14 protein-coding genes and 1 CRISPR repeat array are annotated in these 19238 nt (G+C 35.7%); of the genes, 4 read left to right on the top strand and 10 right to left on the bottom strand.

Annotated elements, in window-relative coordinates; all coding sequences use genetic code 11:
- The 3 genes from F6K40_RS11965 to F6K40_RS11955 all read left to right on the top strand — a co-directional run.
- The coding region (locus F6K40_RS11965; protein WP_293135959.1) for an adenylate/guanylate cyclase domain-containing protein at positions 1-2707 on the top strand (2707 nt) is incomplete at its 5' end.
- Positions 2686-2871, top strand: coding sequence for a hypothetical protein (locus F6K40_RS11960; RefSeq protein ID WP_293135957.1), 186 nt, complete (start codon positions 2686-2688; stop codon positions 2869-2871). The genes F6K40_RS11965 and F6K40_RS11960, both read left to right, overlap by 22 nt.
- A 181-nt stretch (positions 2872-3052) precedes the next feature.
- On the top strand, positions 3053-3823 hold the full coding sequence (locus F6K40_RS11955; RefSeq protein ID WP_293135955.1) for a peroxiredoxin-like family protein: 771 nt from the start codon (positions 3053-3055) through the stop codon (positions 3821-3823).
- A gap of 346 nt (positions 3824-4169) precedes the next feature.
- Here F6K40_RS11955 and F6K40_RS11950 read toward each other — a convergent pair whose 3' ends face one another.
- From F6K40_RS11950 to crn3, 10 genes are all read right to left on the bottom strand, one after another.
- Complete coding sequence (locus tag F6K40_RS11950; protein WP_293135952.1) at positions 4170-4835, bottom strand: HEAT repeat domain-containing protein; 666 nt, start codon at positions 4833-4835, stop codon at positions 4170-4172.
- A gap of 55 nt (positions 4836-4890) precedes the next feature.
- The gene (locus tag F6K40_RS11945) at positions 4891-7200 is read right to left on the bottom strand and encodes a TIGR03986 family type III CRISPR-associated RAMP protein (protein ID WP_293135950.1); all 2310 of its coding nucleotides are present in this window, start codon (positions 7198-7200) and stop codon (positions 4891-4893) included.
- Position 7201: 1 nt separating this feature from the next.
- Positions 7202-7810 carry a type III-D CRISPR-associated protein Csx19 gene (gene csx19 / locus F6K40_RS11940; RefSeq protein ID WP_293135948.1) on the bottom strand — a complete coding sequence of 203 codons (609 nt, stop codon included), beginning with the start codon at positions 7808-7810 and terminating at the stop codon, positions 7202-7204.
- On the bottom strand, positions 7807-9234 hold the full coding sequence (locus tag F6K40_RS11935; RefSeq protein ID WP_293135945.1) for an RAMP superfamily CRISPR-associated protein: 1428 nt from the start codon (positions 9232-9234) through the stop codon (positions 7807-7809). The genes csx19 and F6K40_RS11935 overlap by 4 nt, the downstream gene beginning before the upstream one ends.
- The gene (locus F6K40_RS11930; RefSeq protein WP_293135943.1) at positions 9227-10870 is read right to left on the bottom strand and encodes an RAMP superfamily CRISPR-associated protein; all 1644 of its coding nucleotides are present in this window, start codon (positions 10868-10870) and stop codon (positions 9227-9229) included. Before F6K40_RS11930 ends, F6K40_RS11935 begins: the two co-directional genes overlap by 8 nt.
- Positions 10857-11558: an RAMP superfamily CRISPR-associated protein gene (locus F6K40_RS11925; RefSeq protein WP_293135940.1), complete on the bottom strand. Its 702-nt coding sequence runs from the start codon at positions 11556-11558 to the stop codon at positions 10857-10859. The genes F6K40_RS11930 and F6K40_RS11925 overlap by 14 nt, the downstream gene beginning before the upstream one ends.
- The gene (locus F6K40_RS11920; RefSeq protein ID WP_293135938.1) at positions 11521-13257 is read right to left on the bottom strand and encodes a Cas10/Cmr2 second palm domain-containing protein; all 1737 of its coding nucleotides are present in this window, start codon (positions 13255-13257) and stop codon (positions 11521-11523) included. Before F6K40_RS11920 ends, F6K40_RS11925 begins: the two co-directional genes overlap by 38 nt.
- Positions 13254-14573, bottom strand: coding sequence for a Card1-like endonuclease domain-containing protein (locus tag F6K40_RS11915; protein WP_293135935.1), 1320 nt, complete (start codon positions 14571-14573; stop codon positions 13254-13256). Before F6K40_RS11915 ends, F6K40_RS11920 begins: the two co-directional genes overlap by 4 nt.
- Positions 14574-15304: 731 nt before the next feature.
- A CRISPR array of direct repeats spans positions 15305-16304; the repeat unit is 36 nt; unit sequence CTCTGGAAACCCTAATCCCTATTTAGGGATTGAAAC.
- A gap of 122 nt (positions 16305-16426) precedes the next feature.
- Entirely contained in the window at positions 16427-17356 is a 930-nt protein-coding gene (locus tag F6K40_RS11910) for a CRISPR-associated protein Csx3 (protein ID WP_293135932.1), read from the bottom strand.
- A gap of 224 nt (positions 17357-17580) precedes the next feature.
- Positions 17581-17919, bottom strand: a complete 339-nt coding sequence (gene crn3 / locus F6K40_RS11905; protein ID WP_293135930.1) for a CRISPR-associated ring nuclease Crn3/Csx3 — start codon at positions 17917-17919, stop codon at positions 17581-17583.
- A gap of 549 nt (positions 17920-18468) precedes the next feature.
- On the opposite strand from crn3, the gene F6K40_RS11900 reads away from it, so the two are divergent.
- The gene (locus F6K40_RS11900) at positions 18469-19032 is read left to right on the top strand and encodes an HD domain-containing protein (protein WP_293135927.1); all 564 of its coding nucleotides are present in this window, start codon (positions 18469-18471) and stop codon (positions 19030-19032) included.
- Positions 19033-19238 lie beyond the last annotated feature (206 nt).

Raw genomic sequence — 19238 nt, 5'->3', positions numbered from 1 at the left:
CAGAATCAGTAGACGCATACCTCTACGAGCTATTTTAATAGTACCTTTCGTAGTTCAAATTTTTGGGGCAGTAGGTTTAACAGGATGGCTATCTCTACGCAATGGCCAGCAAGCAGTTAATGAAGTAACAAGTCAATTAAGAAATGAAGTTAGTACCCGGATTCAGGAAAGACTAGAAGATTATTTAGAAGCACCCCGCATTATTGCTCAAATTAATCAAAATGCGATTAATTTAGGTCATTTGAATATTCAAGATACAGCTAGTTTGACTCGGCAATTTTGGCAACAAAGATTTTTATTTGATTCAGTTAATATTTCTGCCATTTATTTTGGTGGTGAGGAGGGAGAATTTATTGGTTTAGGGTTTCAAAATAATAATCGATGGGAAATTGGTAGAGCTGGTAAATCTACAAAAGGAAAATTTCATAGTATTGGAATTGATAGTCAGGGAAACCCTACAGAATTATTAGAAATTGGCAATGATTATGATCCTAGAATTCGACCTTGGTACAAGAGTGCAGTAGAGGCAAAGAAACCAACTTGGAGTGATATTTATGCTGACTTTAAAGAACTCAGACTTAAGGTAACTTTAGTTCAACCTATTTATCAAAATAATAATCAATTAATAGGAGTAGTTGGGGTTGATTTTGTGCTTTCTCACATCACAGAATTTCTCCAAAGTTTGAAAATTGGTAAATCAGGACAAACTTTTATTATGGAACGTTCGGGATTTTTAGTTGCTTCTTATACTTCCCAAAAACCATTTAGTTTGAAAGAACAAGAAGTTACAAGAATTAAAGCGGAAAATGTCGATAATTATCTAATTAGTAATACAGCTAATTATTTAAGAGAATATTTTGGTGACTTTAGCAAAATTAACCAGTCACAACAATTAGAATTTCCACTCAATGGCGAGCGAGAATTTTTGCAAGTAGTACCTTTTTCTAATGGCAAAAATTTAGATTGGTTGATTGTAGTTGTCGTTCCAGAAGCCGATTTTATGGAGAAAATTAATGTTAATACTCGTACCACAATTAAGTTATGTTTAATCGCTTTATTTATTGCCACAATAGTAGGAGTTTTAACGTCTCGTTGGATTAGTTATCCTGTGATGCTTTTAAGTGCTGCAAGTAGAGAAATTGCCAGAGGAAAACTCAACCAAAAAATTGAAGTCAAAATAGTTAATGAATTAGAGATATTAGCAGATTCTTTTAATTTAATGGCACAGCAATTACAAGAATCTTTTATTAATCTAGAAAAAACTAACGCTAAGTTAGAACAACGAGTAGAAGAAAGAACTGCTGCACTACGGCAATCGGAAGAAAAATTTGCTTTAGCTTTTCAGGCAAGTCCAGATGTAATTACTATTACTAATCTTGCAGATCATAAATTAATTGAAGTCAATGAAAGCTTTATTCAAACTACAGGTTATAGTCGTCAAGAAGTCATTGGAAAAACATCATTGGAATTCAACTTATGGGTAAATATTGAAGAGCGAAGTCGCATTTTTACAATATTAGAAACTCAAGGTAAAATTCGCAATCAAGAAATTAAGTTGAGGCTAAAATCAGGAAAAATTAGAGTCGGGTTACTATCAGGAGAAATTATTTTTCTTGATGGGCAAACTTGCTTACTTTTAATCATCAACGATATTACAGAACGCAAACAAGCAGCAGAAGCATTACAAACAGCAGAAGCAAAATATCGTAGTATCTTTGAAAATTCTATTGAGGGTATTTTTCAAACTACACCTGATGGTTATTTCTTAAGTGCTAATCCAGCTTTAGCAAAAATGTATGGTTATTCTGACTCTTTACAATTAATTACTAATATTACTAATATTCAACAACAATTATATGTTAACCCTAACCGCAGACAAGAATTTATTGATGCTATTAATAAAGATGGGGAAATATCAAATTTTGAAGCTCAAGTTTATCGTTGTGATGGCAGTATAATTTGGATTTCTGAAAAAGCTCGCGCTGTCCATAATTTTAATGGAGAATTGCTTTATTATGAAGGAACTGTGGAAGATATTACCTTTCGCAAAAAAGCAGAAGCAGCATTACACGCTGAACAAGAAAAATCCGAGCATTTGCTGATGAATATTTTGCCTGAACCTATTGCTTTTCGACTAAAACAGGATACGAGTGCTATAGCTGATTATTTTGAAGAATCAACAATTTTGTTCTCTGATATTGTTGGTTTTACTCCTCTTTCCGTCCGAATTTCTCCCATAGAATTAGTTAACTTACTCAATAAAATATTTTCTAAATTTGACCATATTGCTGAATTTTATGGTTTAGAGAAAATTAAGACTATTGGCGATGCTTACATGGTAGCAGGAGGGTTGCCAGTACCCAAAGAAAATCATGCCGAAGCGATCGCTAATATGGCATTAGATATGCAGCAAGAAATTATGAAATTTACAACAGATATTGATCGGCAATTTCAAATTAGAATTGGTATTAATACAGGTCCGGTAGTAGCAGGTGTAATTGGTAGAAAAAAATTTATTTACGATCTCTGGGGAGATGCTGTCAATGTAGCTTCCAGAATGGAATCATCTGGAGAACCTGGAAAAATTCAAGTTACAACTGCCACTTATGAACTCTTAAAAAATAAGTATATATTTGAAGAAAGAGGGATAATTACTGTTAAAGGTAGAGGGAGAATGCTCACTTATTGGTTACGAGGGAAAAAGTAGAGCGGGGAGGGTGGGAAGGGTGGGAAGGGTGGGAAGGGTGGGGAGTGTGCGAAGTTTGGGGAGTGTGGGAAGTGTGGGAAGCGTGGGAAGATTTGGCAATTGCGCTCAGATGGAACATTTTTGTACACCCACGCGAGCAAGATGCTCGCACTGGGAATAACTGATAACTGAACAAGAGGTACACCCACGCGATCTGGGAATAATATTATGTCCGGATAAGAGTGTGATAAAAACACTTCTTTCTCCTGATACATTCTTTTCTCCTGTCTCCTGTCTCCTGTCTCCTGACTCCTTCCTAATTATTTATAACTATTCAACCGGACATGATATAACTGATAACTGAAAATGAATATCTATCAAATCCTAAAACAAAATCAACGTCTAAGAATTAGCGATAATCAAGTTGTACCTATCCTCAGTGGTTGTGAGGATGCTAATCGTCTTTTAGTCTTAATTTGGTCACAATTGGGCGATTTCGATAATCTGGAATACGCTTGGTGGGTACAACGAGAATCAGCAAAATTGCAAAAATTGGGAGTGACAATACGAGCGATCGCTATTGGTAATTATGCTTCTGGTAAGAAATTTTGTGAATATGCTCAATTTCCTACTGAATGCTTATTTGTCGATCCAGATGCTGAATTGCATCGAGAATTAGAACTATATCAGGGATTAACTTTTAAGTTCCCCTTATTAAGTAAAGGTCAAAATGCTTTCTTGAATTTAATGTTAATGTGTGCGGGTATTGGTAGTCCGGGTACTTTAGCGGAGGTACTTAGAGGTTATACTGGCGATCAAAAAGCACCTCAATTGATTGATGATGATGAAGTAATTCATGCGAAACCTCTACCACCACTGAAGGGTTCATTTTTTAATTTGGCAGGTGGAAAAGGTTTTCAACGTCCTTTTGAACTAGCAACACTCAGGTTGAGAAATATGAGCGAAGTTCTGAGTAACTGGTCAACTTATGTACCTAATGCTGCTTATTTAACCCAAAGAGGGGCAACTTTTCTATTCGATCGTCAGGGGAATTTGCTGTATAAACATTGCGATCGCGGCATTCTAGGTTTTGCCGAGAATAAAAGTAATCCTTTATCTTTTTTAAATAGGGAGTAGGGAGTAGGGAGTAGGGAGTAGGAAAGAAGGAATCAGAGCGCATCATCCTTGGCAAAAACTCCAAGTTTGGTAGGGGTTTGGTCTCCAAACCCCTACGGTGAATTGTAGCTATTGCTCATCTCAAATTTCGTTGAATTCATAGCAGAGATATATCCAGAAAATCGGGAGTAGAAAAGAAGGAATCAGAGCGCATCATCTTTGGCAAAAACTCCAAGTTTGGTAGGGGTTTGGAGACCAAACCCCTACGGTGAATTGTAGCTATTGAATTTGACATCAGATCAAATCTCGTTGAATTCTCAATACCTTCTTTACTCCCTCCTGAATCCTGAATCCTGACTCCTGACTCCTACCCAAGTAAACGTTGTAGAGAAATGGTTGCTGCTTGAGATACTTGAGTATGAGTATCTTTTTCCAGATATTTCAAAGCAGATATACTTTTTGGAGTAGACATATTTCCTAACGCTTCTGCTAACCTTTGGCGAATCAACCAATCTTCCGAAGAGACAAACTTGAGAATATGATCTACTGCTTCTAAGTCTCCAATTTCTCCCAAAGCGGCGATCGCTGCTTGTTGTATTACCAACTCCTGACTATCTAGCGCTTCTATCAATAAATCGTGGGCACGTTTATCTTTGAGGTTTCCTAGAGAAACTGCTGCACTAAAACGTACCAACCAACTTGTGTCTTCATAAAATGCTCGCGCTAGAGGTTCAAATGCTCTAATATCCTCCAGATAACCTAAAGCTCCTGCTGCATCAGCACGGACACCATAATCTGCATCTTTTTCCAATAATTCTACTAAAATTGGATAGCATTCCTCAGTCTGTTTGACACCCAGAGCAAATACTGCCATCGAGCGTACTGGTAAATTGGGATCATACAATACTTTTTTGATTAGAGGAACCGCTTCAGCAGCAGATACTTCTCGTAGATAGGCAAGAGCAAGGAGGCGATCGCGAGAATTTTCGCTATCTAGTTGAGCGGATATTTGTTCTAAACTCAGATTTGGCATATTTGGCCTTTAGTTTATCAAATTTTATATTTACATTACATTATAATCAATAATATTAATTTTGTTCCTTTGATTGTTCAGTTGTAATACGTTTTACTTTCCTAACACTATTGCCTGTTACTTTTTTTATTTCTACTTTTGCTATATCTCCTTTTACCAAATCAACTTTTTGTTTATCAACTATTTCTGTAGCTTCACAAGATGAACCTGTTATTTCGTAAGTAATAGTTGTTCTTAGCTGTTGTTTTTTGTTCTTTTGTATTTTTTTTTCTTCGATGTTAATTATTTTAGCACTAATAATTTGGTTTTCTGAAAAATTAGAAGAAGAACAATCACAATTTGATTCAATACCCATAACTTGTAAAGGAGTTGGAAGTACAGGACGATCTTTATATTCATTGACTGTCTGATCGGATGCTTCGGGGGCACCAATATAATGTTTTTCAGTATCTCGTTCAATCTCCATATATCGAGTTGTTTCCTCTGCATTTTGAGGACTTTCCCAACTTAACATTACTAGCAGCATTTTAATTCGGCGAATACTGTTAAAAGTACCATTTTCTGTAAGCTTTTTTAACATATAGTCTTCAAAACATTGTTTAAAATCTGATTGCTCTTGTTTAAGGGGTAGATTCCAAGTATTACCATCAAATAACTTTTTATATCGTTTTTGGCGATCGCTCAAATACAATTCATTTGTAATTTTTACTGCTCCCATTCCTAAAGGTTTACCCATGCCAAGTTTGAGACGGTAGTCCTTATTTTGAGCAATATCTAGTACCCACATTAATGCACCTAATTCAACATTAGTTAAGTTTTCAAAGTGGATAGTAAATTCAAATTTAACTTTTTCTTTAATTGGTTTTATTTCAGTAGTTTGAGTATCTGAAACTTGATCGAGATTTTCCTGTTCAATCTTAGGTTTTTCTCCTTTATGCCAATAAAGTTTATGTCCTCGAATTACAGTTTTTTCTATTGGTTGACTAGCATAGTGTTTGAGATTTTGTTTTTCAGCTTGTGTCTCTTCTGGTTGAACTAAATAATGTTGAAAAGTTGTTGGTTTAGGACTTGCTAAAATTTTCGGTATAATTGGATTTTTATCCAGAAAAATATCATCAATATTCCTAATACAAATTCCATCACTAACATTTATCCTACCTGCACGACTTTGTTTAGTTTTGTCTTGCTGTTTTTCACCCCTAACCCAACCAAAAATAGCATCAGCAATATCAATTATTTCTGGTTTTCTTAATTCATCAGGAATAAAGTCAACTACTGAAGCTGCTCTGTCATTTTCCACAGGAATATATGGAATCCGAAAGTTAGGACTTTGACCAAATCGTTTGACTGGTTCTCCGGATTTAGATTGGCAGTAAAAAATTGCTCGACCATTTTTCAAAACACCTATTTCTGAATTGAAAGGTGGGTCTTGTTTCTGAAAAGGAGTTAGTGCTTTACAATAATCTCTAATTGCATTTTCATTAATAGGTATTAGGTTTGCTTCAGGATTTGGTTCACGAATTATACAATGATTTTTCCGGTTCAATTTTGTCATATTAGTTGCACCTTCCATCATATTACCGCTAGTAACTAAAACACCTTTATATTCGTATTTATTACAGTCACTACTGAATTTTTTGGCAAACTTACGAGAATTTTTTGTATAGATATTTTCAAAACTAATATTAACAAAATACTGTGGTCTATATTTAGACAATTGCTTCATCAAAATAATTCCACGAAGTTCTGATTTTACAACTTCTTCTTTAATCCAAATAAAAGGTTCATTGTCAATTTCTAAAGCTGGACGTATAAACCAATTATCTCCTTCTTTTTTAAGATAACCTGCCTTTACATTTTTCCCTTGTTTCCCTAAATATTTTGTATATTCATCTTTAAGCGGATCTTCGCTATCAGCAGCAACAGCACGAAAGAAAAAACGCTCTTCATCTGAAACAAGATCGATTTTACTAAAACTAATAATCTCCACTAAAGTCCGCAACATTCCCCGTAAACTACTTCCAGGAATAATAGGCAAACCATTATTAGAATAGCTAAAAAAAGAAGCTAAAATTTCTTTTCTCTTTTCTTCCCACTCTTTTTTTTCCTCTTCAGTCAAATTTTTAGGAGGTTCTGAGTATTCTTTAAAATTTTCAGGACTCATTCCACAACGAATATAAAGAGGAGATGAAGTTGTTAAAATACATTCAATTTTGCCAGTATTACGGTCTTGATGATATTTACTATTATCTGGTAAATCTTCTTTTTTAACTTCAATTACTTGGTCTGGTAATTCTACGAAATTGTAGGGAGCGATCGCTTTTCTATCTTCTGGAACTTTTATTATATGTTTGGGGTAATTCATTTTATTTGTTTCCTAGAGTATTTTGTTTTAATGAGACGAGACGACTAAGAACGATTTTAGCAATTCCTGAATCATCATAATCAATATAATGATGAATCAATAATCTTAGGGGACGATATAAATTTTCGCTGTCATTTTTAAAGGTAATTCCTGTTAGAGGAACAGCGTGTTTTAATCCCTCAGAACCATCTGTTAAAAAAGTAAATCCATTTAGTTCTTTATCTTTTTTAGTGCCCCAGAGAATTTGTTCTTCAGGAATATACTCAAAATTGGAATTATCTTGAATTAAGCGTGCATACCAACCTCTATCTGTTTGCCACAATAATACTTCTCCTTTTTCTCCAAAAATCCGACATTGTTGAAGGGTTTCTAATCTTAATTCTGGTAAAGCTTCATTAGGAAAAGCCTGGTTAGAAGTCATCAATTTACCATTTTCAAACTTTCCCCAAATTACTCCATCTTCTGCATGAGCTAATAGATAATCGAACTTATTCTCCTTAGCTTGTTCTTGTATCCAATCAATCAGAATTTTATTCATAATTTCATCTGTCTTATCGGTATTTTCATCCAGATTATCGGTAGATATTTTATGGCATAATTTTTCGATCATACTTGCACCTCATCAACAAAATTTTTAACAAAAGATTCTAATGTTTCAGGAGCGCTTATTTCTAATTGTTCTCCATTTTGACTAATAGTCCAAAGTTTTTCAGTTTTTTGATTCTCACTTGGCTTTTTGAGACTCATTTCAGCATTTATTCCTGCTAATCTTCCTCGCCCAATACTACTCTCTCCTCCCACTGGTAAATCGCTAGTCCATAAATCTTTCAATAGTAATAAAAGTAATCCTATTTCATAATCTTCTGGCTGCCGTAATTCTAATTCTAAAGTCACGCAAGTTTCCTCTTTTTCAACAATAGCTTGTTCATCGAATAAAGCACCGTAAAATGCACCTCCTGTAAAACGGTCTATGGCAATTCGATTTTGTACTAATTCATTGACATTTTCAATTACAGTTTCCTCCACAAGTAAACGACTTGACTGAGGATTTTCATAATCTTTTTCTGTACCAAAAATATCTTTAATTATTGTCTGATTATTCCCCAGAGTATTCACAATTCTTTCGGCACGATGTCGCAAAACTCCAGCTAAACTCGTACCAGATAAAATAGGTTTATATTCTCCATTTCTATAAGATTTTAAATGCACTGTATCAGGAGCAGTTTGATTAGAAAATTGACTGGAACGAATTAACAATGAACCAACTAATTTAAAACTAGCTTCCATTGTAAAACGTTGACGTTTATCTGAGCATTCTTTGTCATATTTAAGAATATCTGAAATTTTGCCAGTTTGAATATTAGCAATCCCTTCACCGTCAAATAACAACCAGGCAATTCTATCTTGATTATTCTCTAAATTAAACTGCCAAACTTGCCATTCAGAAACATGACAACGACCAAACCCCCGGCGTTTTTTCATGCCAATTCTAATTTCACTCTTTTCTAATCCTTCTAAAGTTATAGCTAAAGCTTCTAAAAGTTTATTTTTATCTTTATCTTCTTCAATTATTAACTCAAAATCTAGAGGAAATTCTGTATCCTGAGCTAATAATTCCAAATCATATTTGGCTTTGTCTTCAGCTATTCCCGTAACACTATTAATTTTTACTCCATCTCTTAGTTCTACTTTTGGTACTTCGCTACTAATAGAATCATTAATAATTAGAGGACTTTGGTCTCCATTTTCCTCCTCACGAGTTGCACCAAATAAATAAGTAGCTAGACCGTCATATTTTTCTTCTTTTTCATAGCCATTTTCGTACTCATGGAGATAATTTCGTAATGCTCCAGCAATGGATGCTCCTGTTAGTAAAGCATAAGGAGTAATACTATCGCGCATCAGCATTAAATTTGTTGGCCCTTCTGCATCTCCACTGCCTAAACAGGTAGGAGTATCTAATATTAATTTCCCTCTAATAATAATCCTTTCAATAATCTGACGTTGATGGCGATTTAAACGTTCGTTAGTCATTTTGTTTCTCCTTTATAGCATTTTTAGCGATCGCCATAATTAATCTTAGGGTATATTCTATTGCTAGTCGCTGACTTAACTTTTTTGAAACACCAGCAACATTTCCCTCTAATTCCTGTAGATTACTCATCCAACAAGTAGGCTTTCTCAACATTTCATAAATTTTTTTATCAAGTGGTACATTCTCAATTTTTGTTTGTTGAAACTTAGCTTTAGAACTAGCAGGTAAATTGCACAATAATCTTAAAACTGGTAGACGACTTCCTAAAGTTAATCCTTCCCTGGCAACAATTCTTAGTCTTGAAAGTTGGCTATTACTAATAGGACCTTTAGGAGTCCAGGAATCAACTTTTTTTTGAACTTCTTGCTCTAGTTTCTGTTTCAATATTCTTTCTGCCATTAGTTCTGCTAGAGAACGTGAAACCTCAGATTTTAAAGAATATTCATCTAATTGTTTTTCATCTTCTTTTTCATCAGGTTTTTCAACTGAAAAAGATTCTTTTTTACCCCATTTAACAGCCCAGTTAATAGCTATTCTCCCAAAACCGTCAACCCGTCTTTCTCCTATTCCTTTATTTTCTAATTCCTCAATTTCACTAGCAGTAATATTGACATTTTTAAAGACAAAAACACTTCCAGCAGCTAAAGCAGAAACTTGTGGTAAAGGTAATCCCCATTTGCGATTAAATCCTCCAATTAAAGTGCTGGCTGCATAAACTGGAGTTGGCAAAGATAGCTTTTTTTCACTGCCGAGAATATGCTCAATTTCCTGTTTTACCAAATCTGAATTAGCTATAACTTGACCAGTAATATCATCTCTAAAAATCCCATCGCTGAGAAGCGTAACTATTAAATTATCTCCCTCACGTTTTTGGGAAGTAGCTCCTATTTCATCCCAAGTATCAAGAAACTCAATATTAATAATTTTAGTGTGTCCATATCCTGCACTTTGAGAACCACCTAACCATAAATCAGATTTTTCTCGATCGCTTTTTTGCAGTTTTTCGACTTCTAACAACCTTTCAAAAATTGTTTTGTCATTATCTTCCTGATAAAGAATAATTGCTTGAAAAGTTTGTCCGGCATCTAAAGCTTCATAACGAAATATTTCTCCCTCCTCTGGAGTACCTTTTCCTTTTTTGCGGTTTCTTCTGTTATGAATATTAATCCGTCGCTTTTCTTTATAAAGATAAAGTATTTCCTTTTTACTATCTTTCACCCAAAAATAATCGCCAACTGCTTTTGGAGATTCTGGTTCGATATCTTCGTCTTCGTCCTCGTCACTTTCTCTCAGACTAAAATCATAGGCTGTAACTGAGTTTTTTTTATCGTTAAATTCATCATCTTTATTCTTAAACCAAGAACGAGGTAAGGGCAAAGTTCGCTGATTATCTTGACTCAATAAGTAAGCATTCAAATATGAAGTTTTATCTGCATCAAAAAATAAGCGTTTAACTTCGGGATTTGCTAGATCGAGTTCCCGAATGCGGTTTTGTCTCATATAGCGACTTATCAACGCTCCCCGGAGAGCGCTGCCAGGAATATAAGAATAAGAAACATCGCTGTTAGGATCTCCCTGAAAAGAATTTACTAAAACAGGTTGTTCGATTTTCAGGGTAATTTCAATTGCTTTCATGCTTTTCCTCAGCTAAATCAAAATAACTCAAATAATCTCTAGTAATGTCATTTCCTTGGTTGTCACACAGGGAACATTGGACATGGCCTCGTCCTCGGTTGCGCCCGCTGCCTAAGTGGCGAAGTGCTAATGTGCCAACAGCCAAAAGCGACAACATCTCATTTTTAGAAATGGAAACTCCATCTATTTCTACTGTGTTAGTGTCTAGATGCAAGCTAGCCGAGAACTCTAGTTGACGAATGACAACTCGAAAGGAACGTAAACTTCCTGGAGTAGCTACTCCATTTGGATTCATTGCTGTCTGACGGCGAATGGTAGTTAGAGACTCCAGTACCTCTGTCTTAGTCAGGGTTTGTTCCTTAAGCTGATAGGCTACAGCTTGTCTGAGATCGTCTGGTAAAACAGCATCTCCTACACGAATAGCTCCTATAGTGTCTATAACGCTTCCAGAAATCCCAAATACTGCACAAGCCACTTTTTGCCAATGTTTTTTGAGACTTTCATCGGTAAATGCAGCAATTATGTTGTCGCACTCTTCACTCAGCAATCCTTTAAAGGTACGTCCCCGTAAAAAGGGAAACCCATAAGCATCGTGTTCTACCTCTTGATCAACTAAACCCGCTACTCCATCCCCTCGTCCAAAAGTTGTGTCACTCAGTAACTTGATTTTCAGGTGGTACAGTTCCATTATTTTCTTGTCCTAACGAAAGGTAAAAATCTATTACTTCAATGGCATCAAAATAACCACAAACTCCATTTAACCAACCATCATTTGCTAGACGACGGCTTTCACTGGATTCAGGAATAAAATTGGGTAGTTTAGTAGGTTTATAGTTCTTCAAGAATTGTCTTGTTGCATCTATTCCTTCTCGTAAAACTTCCCGCAAAGCTAAGACTTTATTTTTACGTCCTTTCCAATCATTACCATCGATAAAATCCTCGATAACTTGAGTAAAACTCTGCCAGTTTTGCCATTCATTTTTAGAACATTGTAGGCGAATAGGACGCATAGTTAAATTGCCAGATGAAACTAGGTATTCTCGTTGGCGAATTTCCGAAATTGAACCACTTAAACCACTACTTGCAATATGCCAATCTAGTGCAGAAAAACCTCCTGGTTCTTTTGTTTTCTTAGTTTTTTTAACAAACTGCTTTGCTTCTTTGCATAAAGCCTCGCTAAGTGCATAAGCTCTAGCAAAAGGATAATGAGTTTTAACAATACTAATTCCTGCACAAGCTTTGATTGGTTTACCATCTGGCATTGTATGTTTTTCTAGTTCCTGAAGATAAATAGCCCCTAGTTCTAATCCTAAACGTCCATCGCAGACAAAAGTAATATCATCCCCTCCATAAACTAAAGGACGAAAAGGGAAAAAATTCTCTTCAATTCTAAACTCACCTAACTTACCTACTACTTTTTTTACCGTTTTACCATTTTCTGTTACTTTTTGAATTGAATTAACCAATGTCTCAATTACTTTTTTCAAAGCTTGCTTACCTGCACTATCTACACTTTTAGAGAGGTTACGCATCGCCTCAACATAAGCACGATTAGCAAGGTTCGGGTTGTCAGAATATTGCTCCGATTGCTGTTGAGCATATTCTCGAAAACGTTTACCCATGCTATTTCCATCTGCATGAACTACAGCAACATAACTATTTTCATCTCTTGAACGTCCCAATTGATCTATTCTTAAAGGCAATTGATATTCTTGAAACTTCTCTGAAACATTATTTGTGCTGTCCTTCAATAATTCTTCAATCATTTCTTTGAGACTTTTATTTGCATAACTAACAGCCTTGAGTTTAGCAGCAATTTCCCTAGAAATTAGGTAAGGTTTGCTATCTTTCGGCATTTGATAATCTCGATTATTGCTATAATCTACAGCAACTAACTGAGTTGAGTTGCAAAATGCTGTTACCCCCAATCCTAGAAGTGGGGAAGAAGGTATCCGTTTGTACTTCTGCTGCTCTAGTTCGTTTCTCATTAAATTGCTAACTACTTCATACAGTTGATCTTTATCCCAATCAAATTTTTTATGAGCAACAATTAGATTAATTCCTGGGGCATCTATTAAAACTTTTCTGCTTAATTTTTTCGTAAATTCAATAGCTGTTTCCATAGATTTAAACAACAGAATTGTATTACCACCACCCGCATAAACAATTTCACTAGGTGCACCTTCCTCAATGGGTTTTTGTTTAGATAGAAAAGTGAGTATAGGGACTCCTATTACATCTTTTAAACCTAAAGTTTTTCTCACCCAATCATCAGTTGCTTGCTTAACTAAATACGATCCTCCTATATTTTCCCGAAGTTTGTTGCTGCCAAAAATGTATGGTTGAATTCCAGTAGTATCAAGTACAGTAACAGTATATTCTTTCATTTTGCCTCCTTATCTACATTTTTAATCCATGTTTTTATTTTTGTTGATAAATCTATCAAATCTTCGCGTCCAAACACTTCTAGTCTGTAGTCTTTTTTAGAACTTTCTGGATCTGGGTTAAAAACGTTGGTAATTTCTGTTTTTAGTCGATCTACCGTTTTTACATCAACACAACATACCAAAGCAACTCTTGCTTCTGAACCTCCTAATTGCTGGGCTCTAATATAAGCTTCAAATAACTTAGATTTACACAGAGGTTTAGTGCTATCAGTTGTACAAGAAATAGCAAAAAGTTGATAGCCACGCATGAAGGAAACATCAAATTCAAATTTGTTATCTTTTGGATTTTGAGTAGTAGAAACATGAAATGAAGCAGCTTGATCGTGAATGGAAAGTTCTTCTGAAATATTTATTACTTGCTGCAAAACATAATGTTCTAGCCATTCACCATCAAGCCATTTCCCAAGTTTCTCCAATTTCTTAAATTGACCTTTATTTTTAATACTCTCTAGAAAATTTTTTGGTTCTTCTTTCTCTAAGTTAATAACATTTTTGATGGCATTAAATCCTTCATATATCTCTACTCTTATAGGTTGAAATTGTAAAATCATAATGTCTTTGTCTTTTCTTCTTTTTTCCCGATCATTATCATTTTTATCTTTATATTTAAAAACTTCCTTGCACCAATTTTGCCAAACATCCGACCATGTTTTTTCCTGGAAAAATTCAGTGAGTGCTTTAGTAGCTTCAAATAATTTTGGTTGATAAACTGGTTCAGATTTAAACTTCCAACCATGCAGCTCGAAAATAGTTTTTAGGTTAACTTCAAGCATTTCAGGTGTAACTTTGTAACGATCGCTCTCTCCATCCTCTCGATCAAAACACATTTCTAAACGACGGGCGTCAAGATAACTCAACACAATATTCGAGCGCTTTATGTATTGCGAATTTTGCTCTTGATAGAATAACGATCTATAAGAATGGACAGACATAGCTTTTGTCCCGCCAGTATAATTTAGTCCTATCTTTTCATTATTATCTAATTTAATATTCTCTAATTCTTCAGAGATTACTTTTCTAATCTCGTGAGCATCTGAGTCATTATCATTAATAGAAACCAGTTGAACTTCTATATCTGATTCCAAAATTTCTTGTAAGCGTTCGGCAGTTTCGGATGTCCCAGTCGTGTGAATGAGATATAAAGTTTTTTTCTTGCCTTCCTTAAATAGAAGTTTGGCAGCCACATAATTAGGCAAAGGATTTTCACCTATTAGCAAAAATAAATGCTCGACTTTGTATTTATCTGGAATATCCATATTTACTCCTCAAAATAAGTAAATTTTAACACAACTCAATTCACCATTTTCTAATTGATGAATCTTACGAGTATTCGTCTATTTTAACTGTTTAGCTGTCTGGCGATCGCTTTTTCAACACCCAATTTCTTTCTCTATCTTAACTCGCAAGATAAATAAGTGCTTTTAACTTGTTCTCCTTAAAAATGGAGACTGTAATTATTTGGGTATCTTACCTAATAATTTCGCGATAGAACTCCGTTCCGCTCCGCGATCGCTAAATTTCTCCTTTTACTATACTTCCAAGTTACAAATTTTTCTTAACTGCTGATAGTTTAACACGTATGTAGAAAAGGCATTTTCTATAAATATCCTGGCCACTAAAATTTGACAGTTGACAAAAATATTATCAAAAATTGATTTTTTCGTCCACTTGACAGGGATGGAATGAAAAAGTTAGTATATTTTCAGTTAAGAACCTCGAGAAATAAATAGTAATAAATTTTTGGTCATTTCTTAGTTGTTAAGGGTGGCTAAAGGGTAGTTTTTCATCTTTGCATGGAACCCCACATACACGCCTCCCAGAATCGCTGAAATGCCTATTCTTTCGTTGACCCGTGTATGTGCCTTGCTACGAGAGGGTTTGAGCATTGTCATTTTGCCAAAATTTGCCTTGTTGACAAATTAATCAAAGGGGCGTGTATATTTGGGTATCTGAAACCCTTGCTATGTCTGGGTTCTGGATCGGAACTCTCTGGAAACCCTAATCCCTATTTAGGGATTGAAACCCATATTGGCTCATGTTGGGCGTTTGCTCCTCTGTTAACTCTGGAAACCCTAATCCCTATTTAGGGATTGAAACTTCTCAAAAACTGACGTCAGATCCGGATACACCGGAGTTTTCTCTGGAAACCCTAATCCCTATTTAGGGATTGAAACAAGTTCCTTCTTTCATTTCACTTCTCCTAAAACTCTGGAAACCCTAATCCCTATTTAGGGATTGAAACTCTCAGTCTCAGTCTCAACAGGATCAGGATCAGTCTCCTCTGGAAACCCTAATCCCTATTTAGGGATTGAAACATCAGGATCGGGATCATTAGAGATCAAACTTGCGGGCTCTGGAAACCCTAATCCCTATTTAGGGATTGAAACAATTTCAGGCTGTTCCGTTATAAGTTCAACCAGATTGCTCTGGAAACCCTAATCCCTATTTAGGGATTGAAACAGTAGAGATCAATGGCAACGTGATTCGCACGTACTACTCTGGAAACCCTAATCCCTATTTAGGGATTGAAACCCTTTTTTCTTAAGAGTTTGAAAGACGTTCTTGAAAAAACTAACCTCTGGAAACCCTAATCCCTATTTAGGGATTGAAACGACATAATTTAATTGTCCTACCAAATGAACTTTTTCTCTGGAAACCCTAATCCCTATTTAGGGATTGAAACGGGTAATACTCCTCAACTAGTTGCAAAATGCCTTCCGCACGCTCTGGAAACCCTAATCCCTATTTAGGGATTGAAACCCTTACCCTGAAAAAGCTTAATCTGCCCCACCTCACAGTGCTCTGGAAACCCTAATCCCTATTTAGGGATTGAAACTTCCTTATTGAGGAACTCCCCTAATTTTAGTTCATAATTTTTCTCTGGAAACCCTAATCCCTATTTAGGGATTGAAACGCTGAGGCTCGGGCTCCGGCTGAGGCTCGGGCTCCGGCTCTGGAAACCCTAATCCCTATTTAGGGATTGAAACCTAGGGGTTTGGTCTCCAAACCCCTACATCTTAAATCTTTGTTTTGCCTTCTGCTACGGTATCAATTATTTATATTTACTCATATTTTTACTACCCCCTCACTCCCCTACTCCCCCGCTCCCCTACTCCCTCACTCCCCTGCAACAACTCAACACCTTTTCCACAATAATATCCGGCACCCTAACAGTTTCCCCAGTTATCCAACGTCCTGCAACCACCTCCAAATAATCCTCATTCTCCAACCTCACCAACTTCTCCTCCAAGACACTATGAATAACGATCGCTGGATTTAAACCTCTACAAAAATCATGCCATTTCCCAACCTCCTCCTGACAACGACTAATAATTACATAGTGACTGCACTGCTCCAAAATAGGCTTTTTCTCTTCCTGTACCATCCCACCGATATCAACCAAAACAATATCCATAACATCCCGAATATTTTTAATCGCTTTAGCATGATAGCCAAAATAACTATTCATCATCTCCTTGCCCAATTTATGAACCGGAACAGTATTGTCATCCTTTAACCGTTTAGCTACTTGGCGATCGCTCATTTCCTCAACCCAATTTCCCTCCCCATCCCAATTAGCTCGCTGGATAAACACCTTCAACTTTTTATCCTTCTCAAATAAAGAACGACGCAAAGCATAAGAAAAAACACTTTTCCCACTATCAGGAGGTCCGCCGATTAAAATTGCCATACCAGGAGTGCGATTAAAAATCACAGAAATAGTATCTCCAACTGCCAAAGTTTGAAAATTACTTTTAACAACAACAGCTTTTTGAGTCCGCACGTCATAACAAGCTATCCAAGGAGCATTTCGACAGCATTTTACTAAATAACCATAAAGCCAGTTTGGACTCGCACCATATAAAATTACACCTTGATTGAAATCTAAATCTTCAGGAATTATTGACTTTAATTGTGATAAAATTATTGGTTTAATTAGGTCTTGTGGTTGAGTAAAAGTAATAGCTAAAGTTTGACAACTACCTAATTCTGTTTCGAGTTGAATTACATCTAATTGTAATGGAAATTCTCTAGTCATTTTCTAAGTTTTAGGGAATAGGGAATAGGGAATAGGGAATAGGGATATGAAAAAGTTCCCGTAGGTTGGGTTAAGCGATATAACTCCGTTCCGCTGTCGCGAACGCGCAACCCAACAAGCACAAATTTGTTGTTGGGTTTACTTAACCTCTTTCTTCTCTTGCACCGCTGTAAGTTTATTGTTGGGTTTCTTTCCTCAACCCAACCTACGAATCTAAAAAATACTTAATTCTTAATTATTTTCGGTAATTCTAAAGTTAAAATAGATCCGATAGTAACAGCATGAGTATGAGTAGAAACGACAACTGCACCAAGTCGAGGATCGTAACAACCAACCCACGTTGCGGGATGGCATTCGTGAACTAAATAAGCATATAACCATATCGGTGCTTTACCTTCTATGATGACACCTTGTTGCCACTGAATATTAGGAGGTATTTTCAAACCTTTTAAGTCAGCAGGTGTGATAATACCATCTGGTGTAGTCATCTCAATATGAAGATGTTGATATGGAAATCCATCAGTTGTTTGATGGGAAATTAAGTTGAGTTGTATGGATGTCATTTCAGTTATCAGTTATCAGTTATCAGTTATCAGTTATCAGTTATTAGTTTTCAGTTATTAGTTATTAGTTATTAGTTATTAGTTTTCAGTTATTAGTTTTCAGTACCTCCAACTTGAGGCTTTATTTCTTAGTCAAAAGTAATAAGTTGATTTTGACTCTTATCAGGACTTACGCAAAGAAACCGGGTTTTTAGGACAAATCCTTGTTTTTAACCATAAACATTGAGGAAAAAACCCGGTTTCTGGGTTCGCATGGCTTTAGTCCTGCTCTTAGTATAGTCTAACATAATGTAGAAGAAATATCTTCTGCAATTCATTAATATCAGTTAATGTAGGTTGGGTTGAGGAACGAAACCCAACATCCTCGAAATTAGGACTTAGGTAAAGAAACCCGGTTTCTACGATAAATTGTTGTTTTTGACAATAAACATCTACGAGAAACCGGGTTTCTGGGTTCGCATGGCTTTAGTCCTGGAAATATTTCCTTCCACAACTCCGTATACTTAAAATATTAGGAGGAAAAAATTATCACAACCAATAATAACCGAAATGACTATCACTAAACTCACAGAAAAATTTCAACAAGCGTTAGTATTAGCTTACAACTTACATTCTCCACAGTTTCGCAAAGACGGATGCACACCTTATATTGCTCACCTCTTAAGTGTTACTGCTTTAGTTCTAGAAAATGGTGGAAACGAAGATGAAGCGATCGCTGCTTTATTACATGATGCAGTGGAAGATCGGGGAGGTATGGCAACTCGTCAACATATTCTGGAATTATTCGGCGAAAAAGTGGTTAATATTATTGATGGTTGTACTGAGTCAGAGACTATTCCTAAACCACCTTGGGAAGAACGAAAGTTACGTTATATTCAGCAAATTCGTGATGGTTCTAAATCTGTAAAACTTATTTCTCTTGCTGATAAATTGCATAATGGGAGAGACTTATTAGCTGCATTACGTCAAGAAGGAAAAATCGTATGGACGCGGTTTCGTGGAGGTAAAGAAAAAACACTTTGGTTTTATAATTCTTTGCTTTCTTGTTATCAAGATGATAATTATCTCAAACAAGAATTGATGAGAATTATTGCTGAATTAGAAAAGTTTTAGCTCTATATAAAATCTGTTGACTTTAGAGAATAATATTTGACTCTCAGTCTTGGCAAAAGCTCCAAGTTTGGTAGGGGTTTGGTGACCAAACCCCTACAATATCAACCAAACTTCTACAATATTTAATTGCACCGAATACTATCGGATTTAATATTATCAGGACTTACGCAAAGAAACCCGGTTTCTACGGTAAATTATTGTTTTTG

Source organism: Okeania sp. SIO3I5 (assembly GCF_010672085.1).
In the GTDB taxonomy this organism is placed as follows: domain Bacteria; phylum Cyanobacteriota; class Cyanobacteriia; order Cyanobacteriales; family Microcoleaceae; genus Trichodesmium.
The sequence above is the reverse complement of the archived record's forward strand: the minus strand, read 5'-3'. Positions and strand labels throughout refer to the sequence as shown.